This is a genomic window from Arthrobacter sp. GmRoot5-12 (genome assembly GCF_059739365.1).
This window is the reverse complement of record NZ_AP046056.1, coordinates 3,043,629-3,059,855: the sequence shown is the minus strand read 5'-3', so window position 1 is coordinate 3,059,855 and position 16,227 is coordinate 3,043,629. Positions and strand designations below refer to the sequence as shown.

The following is a 16,227-nucleotide window of genomic DNA, read 5'->3' as shown; positions in this document are numbered from 1 at the left end:
GGAGGCGGAAAAAGGGGCCGGCAGCGCCCTGCTGCCGGGTCAGATGACGCCGTGCCCCAACAGGTCGCGGGATTTCTTCCAGGCCTTCCGGAAGCCGGCCCGGGCTGCCAACATCCGTTCTTCCTGCCGGCTGAGCAGGTGGGCATAGATGCCTGCGGCGGCCGCGTCGGTGTTGTCGGCGGCGACACCGGCAAGCAGGTCGCGGGCCACTGCGGCGTCTTGGAACCTGCCCAGGATCTTTTGCTGCCGGCGGGCGGCCTTTGCCACCTTGCCCGCACGCTTGCCATGCACCAGCGCGGCTGATTCGGCCACGTGGCGCAGCCGCTTGGCGTCCTTGCGGACACGGTGGAGGGCAAGTTCCTGTTCCCTGCCGCGCCGTGCCCCCTTGGCAGCCTTGCGTGAGCGGCGCAGCCGTTTGGCGGCCTTGTCCACCGCCTTTGCCGCCGCCCGCCGGCCGGGCGTAACCGCTTCGGCCCGCACCGGTGGGTTGTCCCGGAAGTCCTCGAGCTTGTCCAGGAGCCGGAAGTAGCGCTCCGTTCCCAGGGCTTCGCGCAGGAGCCGGTACGCGTCGTCGTAATCGGCGACCGTGCGCTGTTCCAGCCCTGCCGTTGCTCCCGCAACACCGTCCCCGGGCGGCAGCCCGGCCAGCTCTCCGCGGAGCTGCTCCCGCAGGACTTCAGCGTCGCGCGGCCGGCCCAGCAACTGGCCCAGCCACTTCAGCTCGCTCCGCAGCTTGCGCACCGGCGACGCCCGGTACAGCCTCCCGTAGGCGCCCAGGACCGAGCGGATCCGGCGCGTTGCCGAGCGCATGGCATGGACCGCCTCCGGCTCCTCGCCCCGGACAGCGGCGTCGGTGGCAAGGATCTGCTCAATCTGCGCCCCCACGTACACGGTGACGACGGCGGCTGCGGGGGCGCGCTTTCCGGCCAGCAGCGCCGGGCTGCCTTCGTCGCCGGCGGGGCCGGCGGCGTCCCCGCCGCCGGGGGACCGCGTTCCGGCCGCCTTGCCCGGCCCCAGTGCGCGGGCCAGCTTGGAGGCGTGGCCTGCGGGGCGGGCGCCGGCAGCGGCAAGCAGTTCCTCCACCGGGCCAAAGAGGCCTGGGTCGCCGTGGACCAGTTCCAGTTCCCACTCGCGCCACTGCTGCCGGGTGGCTGCGGCCCCATCCTGCAGCCGTTCGGCGGTGACCTGGTCGTCGGCGAGGTCGGCGAGGTGCACGCCGTCGTCACCGTACAGGGGGTAGGTGGTGCGCCGCGTGTGCAGTCGGACCACCGGCACCGGGACGGCACCCCTGAGGTAGGCATGCAGGTGGGTGAGCAGGGCGTCCGGGACCACGTCCGGGCGGCCCAGGGGTGCGTGCAGTTCCGTGCGTTGCTGCGGGCCTTCCCCGGCTGCGGCGGCGGCCTGGGGTGGCAGCTTCAGGTGCCACCCGGCGTCCTTCCCGCCCGTGCGCCGGCGGAGGGTGATGCGCCGGGCGGCGAGGGAATGCTTTGGCGTGTCGAAGTAGACCGCTTCAAGGAGATCGGTATGCGGCTTGCCCGTGCGGGCCACCCCTGCCGCCTGCTCCAATGCGGGCACTGCGGCGCCAGTGTCGACGTCGTATTTTTTCTCGATCTCGAGTCCCCGGGAAGCCTCCACAGCCGTCCTTCCGCGCCACCTGGTCCGCGCCAGGCCCTCCGACAGTCCGTTGGCAGTCTATTGCAGCGGCGCCGGACCGGGAGAGGTTGGCCACAAAAGCGCAAACATCAAACGTCTAACCTTTAGTGTGGAGGGTATGTCCGCCACTCCCCCCGCTTCCCCGCCCGCAAGCATCCAGGCGCCCACCGCAGCCCCCGCCGCGCCGGCACCCGGCATGGCGCCTGCCAAGCCACGCTCCGCCGTCGTGTTCGGTGTCATTGCGTTGGTGCTGATCGGGCTGAACCTCCGCGCGGGCATCACCGGGGCGTCAGCCCTGCTGCACGACCTCCAGTCGGTACTGGGCTACGGGGCGTTGGTGGCGGCCATCATTCCGTCGATTCCCACACTCTGCTTCGCGGTGGCCGGCGCCGCGACGTCCTGGCTCAGCGGCAAGGTGGGTGTGGAGAAAGCCATCCTGCTGTCGCTGGCCCTGCTGGCCGGCGGCCTGTTGCTGCGCGGCATCCCCGCCACCGGCATGCTCGTGGCCGGCAGCGTGGTGGGCATGTCCGGACTGGCCATCTGCAACGTGGCCATGCCGTCCTTCATCCGCGAGCACTTCGCCTCCCGCACCTCGCTCATGACCGCCGTCTACACCGTGACCATGACCACCGGTGGCACCCTGACCTCCGTCCTGGTCGTACCCCTGGCCCAAGCCCTCGGATCCCCGTCCGCCGCGGTGGGCGCCGTGGGCATCGCTGCCGTGGCCGCCTTCCTGGGGTTCCTGCCCGTGGCACTGCACGCGCACCGCAACGCCGCCCCGGCCACGGGCCTGCGCGTGTCCCCCTGGCCGCTGTTGCGGACCCGCAAAGGTCAACTCCTCACCGCGATCTTTGCCCTTCAGGCCCTGCTCGCATACGCCCTGCTCAGCTGGTTTCCGTACATGCTCACCACCATGGGCCTGAGTGCCTCGGACAGCGGACTGATGTTCGGGCTCATGCAGCTGGTCTCCGTTCCGGCGGGCATGGTGCTGATCGCCATCGGTTCCCGCCCGCGGATGTTGCGCCCGGCGTTCTACCTGGTGAGCATCACCATGGCCGTGGGAATCCTGGCGCTCCTGGTCCTTCCCGTGGGGCTGGCGGCCGTGCCCGCCGTCCTGCTGGGCTTTGGCCTGGGCATCTTCCCGCTGGTGATGGTCATGATCAGCCGCAGCGGCACCAGCACCGCCGAAACCACTGCACTGTCCACGCTGGCCCAGTCGTCGGGCTACCTGCTGGCCACGGTGGGCCCGTTCGGCATGGGCCTGCTGCACAGCGCCACGGGCGGCTGGATCCTGCCGCTGGTGCTGCTGCTGGCACTGGCCTTGGTACAGATTGTGGTATCCCACCTGATTACCGGCCGCGCCATGACCGGAAAGCCCGCAGGGGCAGCTCCGGTCCGGGCTGCGGACGGAAGGAAGTAACGCCATGTCCCTGAGCCCGTCAGTCCGGCCGCCGCTCGCCGCCGAAGTCACGGCCAAGCTGCGCGGGATGGTCCACTCCGGCGAGTGGGCCCTGAACCAGCGCATCCCGCCCGAACCGGAACTCATGGCCCGGCTCGGCGTCTCCCGCGGGACCCTCCGTGAAGCGGTGAAGGCCCTTGCCCACGGCGGCATGCTGGAGGTCCGGCGCGGGGACGGCACTTATGTGCGCGCCACAAGCGAGATGTCCGGCGCCGCGCAGCGGATGTACCAGGACCACACCGAGCAGCACATCCTTGAGGTGCGGCTGGGCCTGGACACCCAGGCGGCCCGGCTGGCCGCCCGCAATGCCACGGACGACGACGTCACGGCCCTGCGTGCCCTGCTCGCCAGCCGGGACCAGGCCTGGAACAACGGGGACGTCGACGCCTGGGCGGACGCCGACTGGCACTTCCACGAAGGCATCGCCCGGGCGTCCGGGAACCCGCTGCTGCACGAGCTCTACGCCAGCTTCGGAACCGCGTTCCACCAGGATCTCCTCAAGCAGCAGGGCCGGCCCGGCTTCAACGGGCTTCCGCGGGACGGCCACGAGACGCTGCTCGCTGCGATCGAGCGGCGCGATGAGGACGCTGCCGTCGCCACGGTGAACCGGAACCTGAACTCCTGCGCGGAGTGGCTGGCCGAGTAGTCCCGGCGGCACACCCTGCGGGGAAGGGCCCGCTCCGGGGTTTCCGCACCCCCCAAACCATCAGTAGGCTTACCATCTGACGAAGGTTGTTCTGCCTTGCGCCGCATCCCGTGGCGCAGGGCACCCTCCGGACGATGAGGAGTACCCATGGCGCGATCAACACGCCTTAGTGATCAAAAGCTGGGCAACGAGCCCCTCCGGCAGGCGCAGGACGGTGCAGCGGCTGCCGATGGGGCACATGCCGATGCCGGGCGGCCGGGCGGTGCAGCCCGCCAGGGTCAGCGCGCAGGCACCATCGGGAAAGCATCGGGCTCCAGGCCGCCGGGCGCGCTCTGGTCTGACGGCCTGGGCAGGGCAGGCACCCGCGCAGCCCAGGTTCTGCTGGTTGTGCTGGTGGTCGCCGTCTCCGTCTTCGCGCTGATGCAGATCAAGCTCCTGGTGATCCCCGCCCTGATCGCCCTGATCCTGGCAGCAGCGATCGGCCCGTTCGTGAACATGCTCCGCCGCCGCGGGATACCGGGCGGCCTGGCCACCGGCATGGCGTTCGTGGCGCTGCTGGTGATCCTGGCCGGCGTGTCCACCGTCATCTATTTCTCCGTCCGGAACCAGTGGGGCGAACTGGCGGCGCAGGCCTCCTCCGGCCTCGACGAGCTGGAGCAGTTCCTGCTGACGCGGCCCATCCCCATCGAGCAGGAACAGCTCAACCAGGCACGGGAGGCGGTGGTGCAGTTTGCCACCAGCAGCCAGGTCCGCTCCGGCGCGGTCACCGGGCTGTCCGTGGTGACCGAATTTATTGCCGGGGCCAGCCTCATGGTGGTCATCCTGTTCTTCTTCCTCAAGGACGGCGCCAAGATCTGGGACTTCTTTCTCCGCCCCTTCTCCGGCCAGCGTGAAGCCAAGCTGCGCCGGTCCGGACGCCGCACGCTCGAGGTCTTGGGCGGCTACGTCCGCGGCACCGCGATCGTGGCCCTGGTGGATACCGTGGCCATCGGTGCGGCGCTGCTGATCATGCAGGTACCGCTGGCCATTCCGCTGGCCATCATCGTCTTCATTACCGCCTTCATCCCGCTGGTGGGGGCAACGGTCGCAGGCATCCTGGCCGCCCTCGTGGCGCTTGTTGCCAACGGGCCGGTGGTGGCCCTCATTGTGGTGGCCGTCGTCGTCGCGGTCAACCAGCTGGAGGGCGACCTCCTGCAGCCGGTCGTCATGGGCAAGTCACTTCAGCTCCATGCCCTGGTGATCCTCATGGCATTGACTGCCGGCACCATCCTGGCAGGGATCGTGGGCGCGGTCCTGTCCGTGCCGCTGGCGGCGGTGGCCTGGGCCATCATCCAAGTGTGGACAGCCGAGGACCCGGACCTGAAGGACATGAACCCGGACCTGCCCCCGGCCAATACGCAACCGGTCTAGCGGACTCCGCCCCAAGCACCCCGGACACGGCGGCGGCCCGGCACTTACGTGCCGGGCCGCCGTCGTCAGCTTCTTACTGCGTGTCCGCCCTACTCGCCGCGGAGGCCTGCAAAGACGTTCTTGGGCCGCTGCATCTCGCCGTGCTTGGCGCCGAGGATGATCACCAGGGCTGCGAAGCCGGGGATGGCCCACTGCAGGAGCTTGAGCTGCTGCTGGGCCGTCTTCAATTCGTCCGAGGCCGCGCCGTGCGGCTCCGTTGCGCCTTCGGCGCCTTCACCGGCAAGCTTTTCCACCTTCTTGCCCAGGATGCCCGAGTACAGGGTCACCGCGGCGCCCACCACGGTGACCGCCGTCTTGATGACGGTGTCGCGGGCCACGCCCTCCTGCTTGGCGATGCGGCCCTTGTTCTCCCAGGCGATGGCGAGGTCCGCCACCAGGTGGGAGGCGAAAGCCGCCGTCTGGAACGGCGCCCACTTCATCCAGCCGGCACTGGAAAGCCGGGTGCGCTCGGCGGGGTCCTTGGCCTGGGCCGCCGCGCCGTTGAGTCCGATGGCGCCCATGAGTGATCCGCCAAACCATGCTGCCGCGGTCAGGTCGTGAACTGAACGGGCAATGAGGTTTCCTGCCATGATGTGCGTTCCTAACGTTGTGAACTGGTTCCGGGTTTTGCCGCTGTGCAGCGGACTTCGCTTGCCTGTTCCATCGAGGTATGGTGCGCCCATGGTAAGCACACTTACTAATATTACGAAACCCCGTCCCGGGCGGGGGCAACCGCGTAATATCGTCGCCATGGGAAAAACAGGAACATTGTTCGGCTGGGCCTTCGGGGACCCCGCCCGTGAAAGTGACGGCGGCTACGTGGACGGCCTGCAGCGCGAGGCGCTCAGGAATGCGCGGGAAACCGCCAAAGCCAAGGGCGTGGAGGCGGTCACCGGGTCCGAGGTGTTCACCGTCCTCAGCGCGGACGATTCCCTGGTGGAACTGGACAACGCCCCGGGCCAGCTGGTGGTCCGCTGCACCGTGCACGTGGAGGGACCGGGCGCGGAGAAGCTGAGGGCCGAAGGGCCCATGAACGGCTGAACCATGTCCGACGGCGATTCCACCCTCAGCCAGGCAGCAGACGCTGTCGAGGAGGCGTCCAACCACAAGGCCCTGGACGTCCTGGCCCGCACCGGATTTGCCGTCATGGCGGTGCTGCACATCATCGTTGGGGCCATCGCCGTTGCCATCGCCCTCGGCCATCCGGGCGATGCCGAACCCACCGGCGCCATCGCCCAGCTCGCGGACAACCCGTGGGGACCCGTGGTCATGTGGGGGTGCGTGGCGGCATGCCTGGGCCTTGCCCTGTGGCAGGCCAGCGAAGCGACGTTGCGCGCACGGAGCCTGGCCCGCAAGGAACGGCTGGCCAAGCTGGTCTCCTCGGGATTCCTGGCCATCGCATACGGCAGTGTGGGCCTTACGTTCGCCGGCTTCGCCCTGGGCCAGCGCAGCGACTCGGGAGACAACACCCGGGACTTCAGTGCCAGCCTGATGGCCAACCCCCTGGGGCCGTGGGTCCTGGTGGCGCTGGGCCTGACCATCCTGGGCATCGGCATCTACTTCATCGTCAAGGGAATCCGTCGCGGCTTCAAGGAGGAGCTGTTCCACTTCGACGGCACCCGGCGCGGCAGGCTTATCGACAGCCTGGGCGTCACCGGCCATGTGGCCAAAGGGATAGCGCTGGACCTCACGGGCCTGTTGTTCGTGATCGCCGCGGCCAAGCACCGGCCCGAGGAATCCACCGGCCTGGACGGCAGCCTCAAGGCCCTGCAGCACCACCCGTTCGGGCCCACCCTCCTGGTGGCCATTGGCGCCGGCTTCATCGCTTACGGGATCTTCGCGCTGATCCGGGCCCGGTTCGGGCGCATGTAGTCCGCCGCTTTATGGGTAGGAAGGAAGTATGACCCAGCAGCCGCGCGTTCTTTCCACCGTCACCGGGAGTGCCGGGCAGGCCTTTGCCGCCCTCTTCCGGCTCCTCAAACTCGCGCGGCCGGACCGGCCTATCCACCCCCAGGGCCTGGGCCTGGCCGGACAGCTCACCAGGACCGGCAACCCCGCACAGCCCAGCGGCATCGACTGGCTCGATTCCCCGGGGACCGACCCGGTGGTGGCCCGCTTTTCACGGTCCCTGGGCCTGCCGCAGGCGCTGCCGGACATCCTGGGCCTGGCGCTCCGGGTTTCGCCGACCAGTGCTTCCGCCGGTTCCTCGACCCCTGCCGCTGCCTCCGGTACCAACCCCGCGGACGTCCTGTTTGCCTCCACCGGCTGGGGACTGCCGGGCAGGTTCCTCCTGATGCCGCGGCTGGACATTGCGGGAGCCACCCTGACCACGCTGATGCCGTACCGCGGCCGGACGGGCCCGGTGCTGTTGGGACTGCGGACGCTGAACCTACCTTCGGGGTCGCCGGCCTCCGGCGAATGGGTGCTGGGACTGTCCTGGGCCAGACCCGGAGGGCCGTGGCGGGCGTGCGGTGAACTGCGGCTGAACGCGGGTGCGGACCCCGCGGACATCCCGCTGCGTTTCGACCCTCTTGAGAACCAGCCGCCGGGCGCCCGGACGTACGCCTGGACCCGCCGCCTGCGGAAGCCGTCCTACCGGGCCGCACGGCGGCCCGCACCTCCCGCCGTCGGACACTTGAAGGACCCCGGACACCCGACGGGGTCCGCCGAAGCACCCCACCAAAGCATGACCGGAACCGGAAGGAACTCCATGTCCACCGTCTCGCGGCTGTTCACCTCCCCCGCGGCCGACGTCTGGCGGGTCATCGCCGACGGCTGGCTGTATTCCGGCTGGGTGGTGGGCGCATCCCGGATCAGGGACGTGGACGCCGAATGGCCCCGGCAGGGTTCCCGGCTGCACCACTCCGTGGGCGCCTGGCCGCTGGTGATAGATGACAGCACCAGCGTGGCGGCCGTCGAGCCAGGCCGCTCGCTGGAACTGGTGGCGCGGGGCTGGCCGATGGGCGAGGCCAAGGTGGAGATCACGCTGGAGGACCGGGGCGACCAGTGCCTGGTGACCATCGCCGAGGATGCCATCCGCGGCCCCGGCAAGCTGATGCCGAAATTCCTGCGGGACCCGCTGATTTCGGCGCGGAACCGCGAGACCCTGCGTCGCCTGGAGCTGATGGCCGTTGGCGGCGCTGGTAAGCAACAGGGTTAGGGCATATTAAAGCAGGAACCGCGGGACCAATGGCCCCGCGGTTCCTGTCTGATGGTGCGTTGAATCGGTGCGTTAGACCTGCGCGGCCACACCGTCGCGGGAGATGTCCACCATGTCCTCGCGCGGCACCACCTTGATGCGCTCACGCTTGACCTCCACGCCGTGCGATCCCCCGGCCTCAGTGGCAGCTGCACCCAGTGCGAGTTCGTGCGCGTCCAGCGCCAGCCAGCCTTCCCAGCTGGTGAACTTCACGCCGCGTGCGTCGAGGAGTTCGGTGACGGCGTCCTCCTCCGGTGCCGAAGCGACGGGAAGGTTTTCGCGGTCTTCCAGCAGGTAGGTCACCGTCTCCAGGGCGTCGCCCTTGGTGTGGCCGATGAGGCCGACCGGCCCGCGCTTGATCCAGCCGGTGGCGTAGATGCCCGGGACGTGGTTGCCGTCGGAGTCCAGGACGCGGCCGCCGTCGTTCACCACAACGCCCTTCTTGTGGTCGAACTCCACGTCCGGGAGGGCGGAACCAAAGTAGCCGATGGCTCGGTAGACGGCCTGGACCGGGTAGTCCACGTACTCGCCGGTGCCGCGGGCGTTGCCGGTGCCGTCCAGCTCGGTGCGCTCAAACTTGATGCCGGCCACCTTGCCCGGGGTCTCGGCGTCGTCATAGATCTCCACCGGGCTGTGCAGGAAGTGCAGGTGCAGGCGGCGGGACGCCTTGAGCTCGGAGACGTCCTCGGGCTGCTCGGCAATCCAGTTGGTGAGCGTGCCCACCATTGTCTTGGTCTGGTTGTTGGTCTGGATCTGGCGGTCCGATTCCTCGTCGAACTCGAAGTCCTCCGGGTACAGGATGATGTCTACGTCCTTGGAGTGGGACAGCTCGCGCAGCTCCAGCGGGGTGAACTTGACCTGGGCGGGGCCGCGGCGGCCGAAGACGTGCACGTCGGTGACCGGGGAAGCCTTCAGGCCGGCGTAGACGTTGTCCGGGATCTCGGTGGTGAGGAGGTCGTCGGCATGCTTGGACAAAACACGGGCCACGTCCAGGGCCACGTTGCCGTTGCCGATCACCGCGATTTCCTTGGCCTCGAGCGGCCATTCGCGCGGGACATCGGGGTGGCCGTCGTACCAGGAGACGAAGTCGGCGCCGCCGAACGAGCCCTCCAGCTCGATGCCGGGGATGTTCAGGTCCGCGTCCTTGATGGCGCCGGTGGCGAAGATGACGGCGTCGTAATGGGTCCGGAGGTCCTCGATGGTGAGGTCCGTGCCGTAGTCCACGTTGCCGAAGAAGCGGATGTCGCCGCGGTCCAGCACCTTGTGCAGGGCGTTCACGATGCCCTTGATGCGGGGGTGGTCCGGGGCCACGCCGTAGCGGATCAGGCCGTAGGGTGCCGGGTAGCGGTCAAAGAGGTCGATGCTGACGGTCAGCTCGCCGCTTTTGACGGCTTCGCTCTTGGTGAGGATGTCGGCGGCGTAGACGCCGGCCGGGCCGGAGCCCACGACGGCGACGCGCAGCGGACGCGCAGCAGATCCTACGGTGGTGCTGGATGACACGGCTGTGTTCCTTTTCTTCGTTCCGGCCCAACTGGCTCGCATTTGTTGTCGTTTTGACGGCTCAGAACGACAACAACTGCCAGTCAGTTGGGTGGGGCTAGGTGGTGAGGACGGTCTTGCGGGGGCTGTTCGGGGTGGTGGTGCTGTAGTCAGCGGTTTTGAAGTGCGACGGCGCGAAGGGGCTTACGCGCACCACGTCACCGATGACAATCACGGCAGGATTTGCGACGCCGGCCGCCTGGGCCTGGTCGGCGATGGAACCGAGCGTGCCAATGGTGACGCGCTGGTCCGGCAAATAGCCGTTTTCCACGATACCAACCGGAGTGTCCTGCGGCAGGCCGGCTTCGCCCAGCGCGGACGCGGATTCGCGCAGCTGGCCGACGCCCATGAGCAGGACGATCGTGTGGTCCGGACGGGCGGGTACCTCGGAGAGTTCCTCGTGGCCGGTGACCACGCTGAAGCCCTTGGCCAGGCCGCGGTGGGTGACGGGAATGCCGGCTGCTGCGGGAACGGAGATTGCCGAGGTGACGCCGGAGACCACTTCAACCTCGACGCCGTGCTGGCGGCAGTATTCGGCTTCCTCGCCGCCGCGGCCCAGCACGTAGGGGTCCCCGCCCTTGAGCCGGACAACGCGGTGTCCCTTGAGGGCTTCCTCGACGAGGATCCGGTTGATCCCAGCCTGCGGAACGGGGTGGTGGCCGGGGGTCTTGCCGACTTCGATGATCCGGACGTCCGGGGCGAGTTCGTTGAGCAGTCCGCGGGGGCCCAGGCGGTCGGCGACCACGACGTCGGCCTGGCCCAGGAGACGGCGGCCGCGGACCGTGATGAGGCCCGTATCGCCGGGACCGCCGCCAACCAGCGCGACGGATCCCTGGTGTGCGCGGCGGCGGCGCAGCGGCAGGTCGCCGGTTTCGAGGGCGGTGGCCACGGCATCGCGCACGGCCATGGCCCGCCGCGGGTCGCCGCCGGCGTTGATGGCGATCTTGACGTCGTCGACCTCCGCAACGGCGGGAGTCCAGGCGGCGGAAGCTTCATGGTTGGAGGCGTTGACGCACCAAACGCGCTGTGCCTCGGCGTCGGCCGACACCTGGGCGTCCACGGCGGAATCGCCGGTGGCGGTCTGGACGAACCACACGCCGTCGACGTCGCTGGAAAGGTAGGGCCGCGCTTCCCAGGTGAGCAGGCCGGCGCCGGCCATCTCCAGCAGCGCGGGCGAGGCAACCGGAGCCACGACGGTGACCACGGCCCCGGCGTCGAGCAGCCCCTTGGCGCGGCGGGCGGCAACGGGGCCGCCGCCCACCACCAGCACCGGGCGGCCGAGCAGCCGCAGCGCCGTGGGGTAAATGTCCTGAATTGCCATGAATCAACGGTAGGTCCGCGTCACATTCGCCCACAAAGGCCGAGCAACACCAGTTCACGTAAGGTAATGCTGCGTCACAAACGTTTAGCCGCGGCGGCGAGGAACCTGCCCCTGCGGACGATGAGGCGCTCCAGGTACCGGGCCAGGAACAGGCGCTCGACGGCGCGGCCCAGGACCCCCAGCGGGGCGGTGAACTCCACCCGGTCAACCATCAGGCTTCCCGTGGCAGTAGGCGCGAATTCGTGGACGTGCCGGAAGGCCTTGAAGGGGCCCTTGACCTGTTCGTCGGTAAAACTGCGCGGGTAATCGAAGGCGGTAATGCGGCTGGTCATGGTGAGCGGTATGCCGAGGTGCCTGGCTCGCCACGTTACTTCCCGGCCTTCCCCGATAAGCCCGGTTGTCACCCCTCCCACCGCCCGCTCGCCCGCTGACCGCTGCGACTCCAAGTGGATGTCAATGCTGCGCGCCCGGTCGAAGAGTTGCTCCACGGGGAGCGGGGACGCGGTGCGGCACTCGAAGCTGGCGGTCATCCGGCCAGTCTGCCACGGCCCGTCCTGGTGGGCGCCGGCGGTCCCGGGGCACTTTGGCGCGTTCCGGCGTCGAACCGGCCCTGAAACCCGGCGTGTCCGTGTCAAAGTGCCCCGGTTCCGTCAGGTCAGGGCACAGGACAGTCAGGGCCCAGGACAGCAGGGCGCAGAACAGTCAGGGCACAGGACAGAAGAGCACAGGACAGCAGAGAGCCCGACGGCGGGACTCGCCGTCGGGCTCTCAGGGTGCCTGGGTGCGGGCTGACTTAGCGGGTGCTGCCGGCCAGGAGGCCGCGGCGGCGCAGGAGCCGCTTCTCGATGGGGCCGAACACCAGAAGCTCAATCAGGATGCCGACTGCGAGGATCAGCAGGATGGCGGCCATGACCACGCCCATATCGGACAGGGTCCGGCCCTGGTCCAGCAGCGACCCCAGGCCGAAGCCGATGGTGCCGCCCACAGCGATGATCTCCGCGGCCATGAGGGAGCGCCAGGAGAAGGCCCAGCCCTGCTTGAGGCCGCCCAGGTAGCCTGGCAGCGCGGCCGGGAGGACAATCTGCAGGGCCATCTGCAGCCGGGACGCGCCAAGCACCGTGCCCACCCGGCGGTACTGCGGCGGGATCTGGTCCACGCCGGAGATGAGCCCGTTGATGATGGACGGGATGGCGCCCATGAACACCACGAAGTACACGGTGGCGTCGGTAAGGCCGAACCAGATAATGGCCGCGGGGACCCAGGCCACGGAGGGCAGGACCTGCAGTCCCGAAATGAGCGGTCCAAACGCGCGCCGCAGCGGTGCCACCTGGGCCAGCAGCAGGCCGACCGGCGTGGCGATGGCCACCGAAATCAGGAAGCCCACCACGCCGCGCTGCAGCGACGTCCAGACTGATTCCTGGAACTTGCCGTCGCCCCAGAGAACGCCCAGCTGGCCAAGGACGTCCAGCGGCCCGGGAACCAGGTCGCGCCGTTTGACGCCCAGGGACACGTAGAACTGCCAGACCAGCACCAGCACCAGCAGCGCGGCTACGGGCAGGAGGATGCGGCTCCAGTCGATCCGGTGTTTGCGGTCGGCGTCGGACTGCAGCGAGTCAAGGCCGGATTCCAGCTCCCGGAGGTCCTCGTTGCCGGTGGACGTCCGGGTCAGGGCGGCATGGACTGGCTCGCGGGTTTTGGTTTCGTCGGGCTCAACCACCGGCGCGGAGCCGGACAGGGACTTACTTGGCATGGCGGCGAATCTCCTCCCGCAGCCGGGCGGTGATGACCCCGGTCAGCTGGCCGGCGAGCCCGGCGTCGGTTCGGTGTTCCTCGGTGACGGCCCATTCCTGGTCCACGCGGCCGGGGCGCGAGGACAGCAGCAGGACGCGCTGGCCCAGCCGGACGGCCTCGCGGACGTTGTGGGTGACGAAGACGATGGTGCGCCCGGTTTCCTTCCAGATGCGTTCCAGCTCGTCGTGCAGCAGGTCGCGGGTGATTGCGTCCAGCGCGGCGAACGGCTCGTCCATGAGCAGCAGCTGCCGGTCCTGGGCCAGCGAACGTGCCAGCGAGACGCGCTGCCGCATGCCGCCGGAGAGCTCGTGCGGGCGCTTGTCCCCCGCCGTCCCCAGGTGCACCAGTTCCAGGAGCTCCTGGGCCTTGGCCTTGCGCTCGGCCTTGCCCACCCCGCGGAGCTTGAGGGCCAGCTCGATGTTTTCCCGGGCGGTGAGCCACGGGAAGAGGGCGGCGTCCTGGAACATGAAGGCGGCGCCGTCGCTAGGTACTTCCAGGGCGCCCGACGTCGGCGCTTCGAGTCCCGCGATGATGTTCAGGAGGGTGGATTTGCCGCAGCCGGAGGCACCGAGGAGGGCAACGAACTCGCCCTGCTTGATGTTGGCGTTGACGTCGTCCAGTACCGGGGCGCCGTCGCCGAAGCGCTTGCCCAGGTGTTCCAGTACGACTGGCATGGTGCCGTCCTTAGGTAGTGGGGGTGGGTCAGCCCTGGCCGAGTCCGGCCGCAGAAATCTTGTCGGTACCGCCGGTGACCTGGTTGAGGGCACGGAGGTCGAAGAGGCCGTTGATGTCGGCCTTCTTGGTGGTGCCGGCCTCCACGCCGTCCTGGAGGAGCTTGGAGTAGCTGCCGGCCAGGGGGTCCAGGGTGAAGGTGATGTTGGCCAGCGACCTGGTAAGGACATCTCCCGGCAGTGCTGCCCCGGCGGTTTCCTGCAGGGCGGAGTTGATGAGCTCCGCCTTCTGGCCGGCCGGCGCCGAATTGAGCCACGCTACCGATTCCGCGTTCCCCTTCAGCAGCGCCTTGACCGTGTCCGGGTGGTCCGCGGCGAACTTCTGGTTCACGATCAGGATGGTGGTGGGAAACTCGCCCGGCTTGCCGGTGCCGGTTCCGTCCCACAGGTCCTTTTCGTCCACCAGCACCTGGGCGCCGGCCTGGAGCACCAATCGTGAGGCCCACGGCTCAGGCAGCCACGCGCCGTCGAGCTTTCCGTCCTGGAACAGCTTGAGGGTCTGGGCGTTGTCTGTGGGGTTGATGGCGACATCGCCGCTGCCGTCCACGTTGGTCTTGTAGCCCTGGGTGGCAAGCCAGGCCCGGAGGGCCACGTCCTGCGTGCCGCCGAGCTGCGGCGACGCGAGCGTCCTGCCCTTGAGGTCGGCGGCGGAGTTGATCCCAGGCCTGACCACCAGCTGTGCACCGCCCGCCGCGGCGCCCGCAATCACCCGCACGGACTGGCCCTGGCTCTTGGCGAACGAGTTGATGGCCGGATTGGGGCCGATGTAGGCGGCGTCGATGGCACCGGCATTCAGGGCCTCGATGGCTGCCGGGCCGGCGTTGAAAGTTTCGGTGCTGAGCCTGGTGCTGCCCAGGGCGTGCGCGAGGAACCCCTTTTTGATGCCCACCAGGGCCGCGGCGTGGGTGACGTTGCCGAAGTAGCCCAGCTTCAGTTCCGCGGCCGGGGTGGGCTCGGCGGCCTGCGCCTCGCTGTTGCGGGAAATGTTCGAGGCCACGATGGCGCCGACGGCGATCAGCAGGACCAGCCCGATGGCCAAGGCAGCCTCGACGGCGCGCCTGCGCGTGGGAACCGCGCTTTCGCCTGCCACGATGCGGGTCATCCCGGGCTTGGAACTAGTCATTGTTTCACCATAGGGAGTGGCCCAAACGCGTTCAACGACGCGGAAACGGGGGGTCACGCACGTTCATCTAGCGTCACATTTGGCCGCACTCCTGCCCTGTTTCGCAGATTCAGTTGCCTTTGACGTTGACCAGCTGCCGCAGCTTGTGCCGCACCGTGACCAGGTCCGCGGCATCCTGCATGACCTGGTCGATCGGCTTGTACGCGGCCGGGATTTCGTCAATGAAGGCCTCCGAGGCGCGGAACTCGATGCCCCGCATGGCCCGCTTCAGCTCCTCCAGCGTGAAGGCCTTCCGGGCAGCGTTCCGGGAGTACTCACGCCCCGCCCCGTGCGGTGAGGAGTTCAGCGACGCCGGGTTGCCACGGCCCACCACAACATACGACGCCGTTCCCATGGACCCGGGGATAAGTCCGGGATCTCCGGGGGCGGCTTTGATGGCGCCCTTGCGGGACACCCACACGGACTTGCCGTAGTGCGTTTCCTGCTCGGTGAAGTTGTGGTGGCAGTTGATCCGCTCGCGTTCGCGGACCGGCCCGCCCACCCAGTGGCTGAACTGGGTTCTTACGCGGTCCATCATCTCCTCCCGGTTCAGCAGGGCGAAGTGCTGGGCCCAGCGCAGCTCGGCAATGTACCGCTCGAACTGCGGGGTTCCCTCGTCCAGGTACGCGAGGTCCGGGTGCGGCAGGTATATCTGGTTCTTGCGGCTGATAAGCCGGGCGACGCCGATGTGGTGCTGGGCGATCCTGTTGCCGATGCCCCGCGAGCCCGAATGCAGGAAGAGCCACACGCCGTCGTCCTCATCTGCGGACACCTCGATGAAGTGGTTCCCCGAGCCCAGGGACCCCAGCTGCAGCTCCCACTTGGGAACGTACTGGGCAGGGTTGAAACCGGCCTTCGCGGCCCGCTGCTTCAGCTCCGCGATCCGCGGCTGCGCCGTGGGAAGGACCTGCCTGTTGTTATGCCCTGCCGATAAGGGGATGACCCGCTCGATGTCCTCCCGGAGGCGCTTGCGGTCCTTGGGCAGGTCCTTCACGGAGTACTGGGTGCGGACCGCGATCATGCCGCAGCCGATGTCCACGCCAACCGCGGCCGGAATGATGGCGCGCAGCGTGGGGATGACGGAGCCCACGGTGGCGCCCATGCCCAGGTGCGCATCCGGCATCAGCGCCAGGTGCGGGTAGATGAACGGCAGGGCCGCGGTCATCACTGCCTGCTCGCGGGTCTTGTCATCCAGGATGGACGCCCAGTTGAGGAGCTTCGGGCTGATGGTCTCCATGCTTTCGCCTCCTCTGACAACCTTACGAGACGGCAAAACC

Annotated in this window: 15 protein-coding genes; 6 read left to right on the top strand and 9 right to left on the bottom strand. The window is 68.7% G+C overall.

What is annotated here, in order from left to right; all coding sequences use genetic code 11:
• Positions 1-39: 39 nt before the first annotated feature.
• Entirely contained in the window at positions 40-1,635 is a 1,596-nt protein-coding gene (locus tag AC6JAM_RS14085) for a CYTH and CHAD domain-containing protein (RefSeq protein ID WP_497935133.1), read from the bottom strand.
• 136 nt (positions 1,636-1,771) lie between these two features.
• On the opposite strand from AC6JAM_RS14085, the gene AC6JAM_RS14080 reads away from it, so the two are divergent.
• The 3 genes from AC6JAM_RS14080 (at position 1,772) to AC6JAM_RS14070 (ending at position 5,168) form a co-directional block, all read left to right on the top strand.
• Positions 1,772-3,073 carry an MFS transporter gene (locus AC6JAM_RS14080; RefSeq protein WP_018769019.1) on the top strand — a complete coding sequence of 434 codons (1,302 nt, stop codon included), beginning with the start codon at positions 1,772-1,774 and terminating at the stop codon, positions 3,071-3,073.
• 4 nt (positions 3,074-3,077) lie between these two features.
• On the top strand, positions 3,078-3,758 hold the full coding sequence (locus AC6JAM_RS14075) for a FadR/GntR family transcriptional regulator (protein WP_497935129.1): 681 nt from the start codon (positions 3,078-3,080) through the stop codon (positions 3,756-3,758).
• A 147-nt stretch (positions 3,759-3,905) separates the two neighbouring features.
• Positions 3,906-5,168, top strand: coding sequence for an AI-2E family transporter (locus AC6JAM_RS14070; RefSeq protein ID WP_497935125.1), 1,263 nt, complete (start codon positions 3,906-3,908; stop codon positions 5,166-5,168).
• Positions 5,169-5,257: 89 nt separating this feature from the next.
• Here the strand turns inward: AC6JAM_RS14070 and AC6JAM_RS14065 are convergent, their stop codons facing one another.
• Entirely contained in the window at positions 5,258-5,797 is a 540-nt protein-coding gene (locus AC6JAM_RS14065; protein ID WP_018769016.1) for a hypothetical protein, read from the bottom strand.
• 160 nt (positions 5,798-5,957) lie between these two features.
• Here AC6JAM_RS14065 and AC6JAM_RS14060 point away from each other — a divergent pair, with 160 nt between their 5' ends.
• From AC6JAM_RS14060 to AC6JAM_RS14050, 3 genes are read left to right on the top strand one after another with little or no spacing between them, the layout of a single operon-like run.
• Positions 5,958-6,248 carry a hypothetical protein gene (locus tag AC6JAM_RS14060; protein WP_026265726.1) on the top strand — a complete coding sequence of 97 codons (291 nt, stop codon included), beginning with the start codon at positions 5,958-5,960 and terminating at the stop codon, positions 6,246-6,248.
• A gap of 3 nt (positions 6,249-6,251) precedes the next feature.
• Entirely contained in the window at positions 6,252-7,079 is an 828-nt protein-coding gene (locus AC6JAM_RS14055; RefSeq protein WP_018769014.1) for a DUF1206 domain-containing protein, read from the top strand.
• A 28-nt stretch (positions 7,080-7,107) separates the two neighbouring features.
• The gene (locus tag AC6JAM_RS14050; protein ID WP_018769013.1) at positions 7,108-8,367 is read left to right on the top strand and encodes an SRPBCC family protein; all 1,260 of its coding nucleotides are present in this window, start codon (positions 7,108-7,110) and stop codon (positions 8,365-8,367) included.
• Between the two features lie 72 nt (positions 8,368-8,439).
• Here the strand turns inward: AC6JAM_RS14050 and AC6JAM_RS14045 are convergent, their stop codons facing one another.
• The 7 genes from AC6JAM_RS14045 to AC6JAM_RS14015 all read right to left on the bottom strand — a co-directional run bounded on the left by AC6JAM_RS14045 (position 8,440) and on the right by AC6JAM_RS14015 (position 16,187).
• Positions 8,440-9,906, bottom strand: coding sequence for an FAD-dependent oxidoreductase (locus AC6JAM_RS14045; RefSeq protein WP_134163943.1), 1,467 nt, complete (start codon positions 9,904-9,906; stop codon positions 8,440-8,442).
• 97 nt (positions 9,907-10,003) lie between these two features.
• Entirely contained in the window at positions 10,004-11,266 is a 1,263-nt protein-coding gene (cobA, locus tag AC6JAM_RS14040) for a uroporphyrinogen-III C-methyltransferase (RefSeq protein WP_018769011.1), read from the bottom strand.
• A gap of 74 nt (positions 11,267-11,340) precedes the next feature.
• Complete coding sequence (locus tag AC6JAM_RS14035) at positions 11,341-11,796, bottom strand: SRPBCC family protein (RefSeq protein ID WP_268001785.1); 456 nt, start codon at positions 11,794-11,796, stop codon at positions 11,341-11,343.
• Between the two features lie 263 nt (positions 11,797-12,059).
• Positions 12,060-13,016 (bottom strand): ABC transporter permease, encoded by a 957-nt coding sequence (locus AC6JAM_RS14030; protein ID WP_018769009.1) that lies wholly within the window; start codon positions 13,014-13,016, stop codon positions 12,060-12,062.
• Entirely contained in the window at positions 13,006-13,731 is a 726-nt protein-coding gene (locus AC6JAM_RS14025; RefSeq protein ID WP_497935112.1) for an ABC transporter ATP-binding protein, read from the bottom strand. Before AC6JAM_RS14025 ends, AC6JAM_RS14030 begins: the two co-directional genes overlap by 11 nt.
• 28 nt (positions 13,732-13,759) lie before the next feature.
• Positions 13,760-14,890 carry an ABC transporter substrate-binding protein gene (locus AC6JAM_RS14020; protein WP_497935964.1) on the bottom strand — a complete coding sequence of 377 codons (1,131 nt, stop codon included), beginning with the start codon at positions 14,888-14,890 and terminating at the stop codon, positions 13,760-13,762.
• Between the two features lie 130 nt (positions 14,891-15,020).
• Positions 15,021-16,187 carry an RtcB family protein gene (locus AC6JAM_RS14015; protein WP_018769006.1) on the bottom strand — a complete coding sequence of 389 codons (1,167 nt, stop codon included), beginning with the start codon at positions 16,185-16,187 and terminating at the stop codon, positions 15,021-15,023.
• Positions 16,188-16,227: the final 40 nt, after the last annotated feature.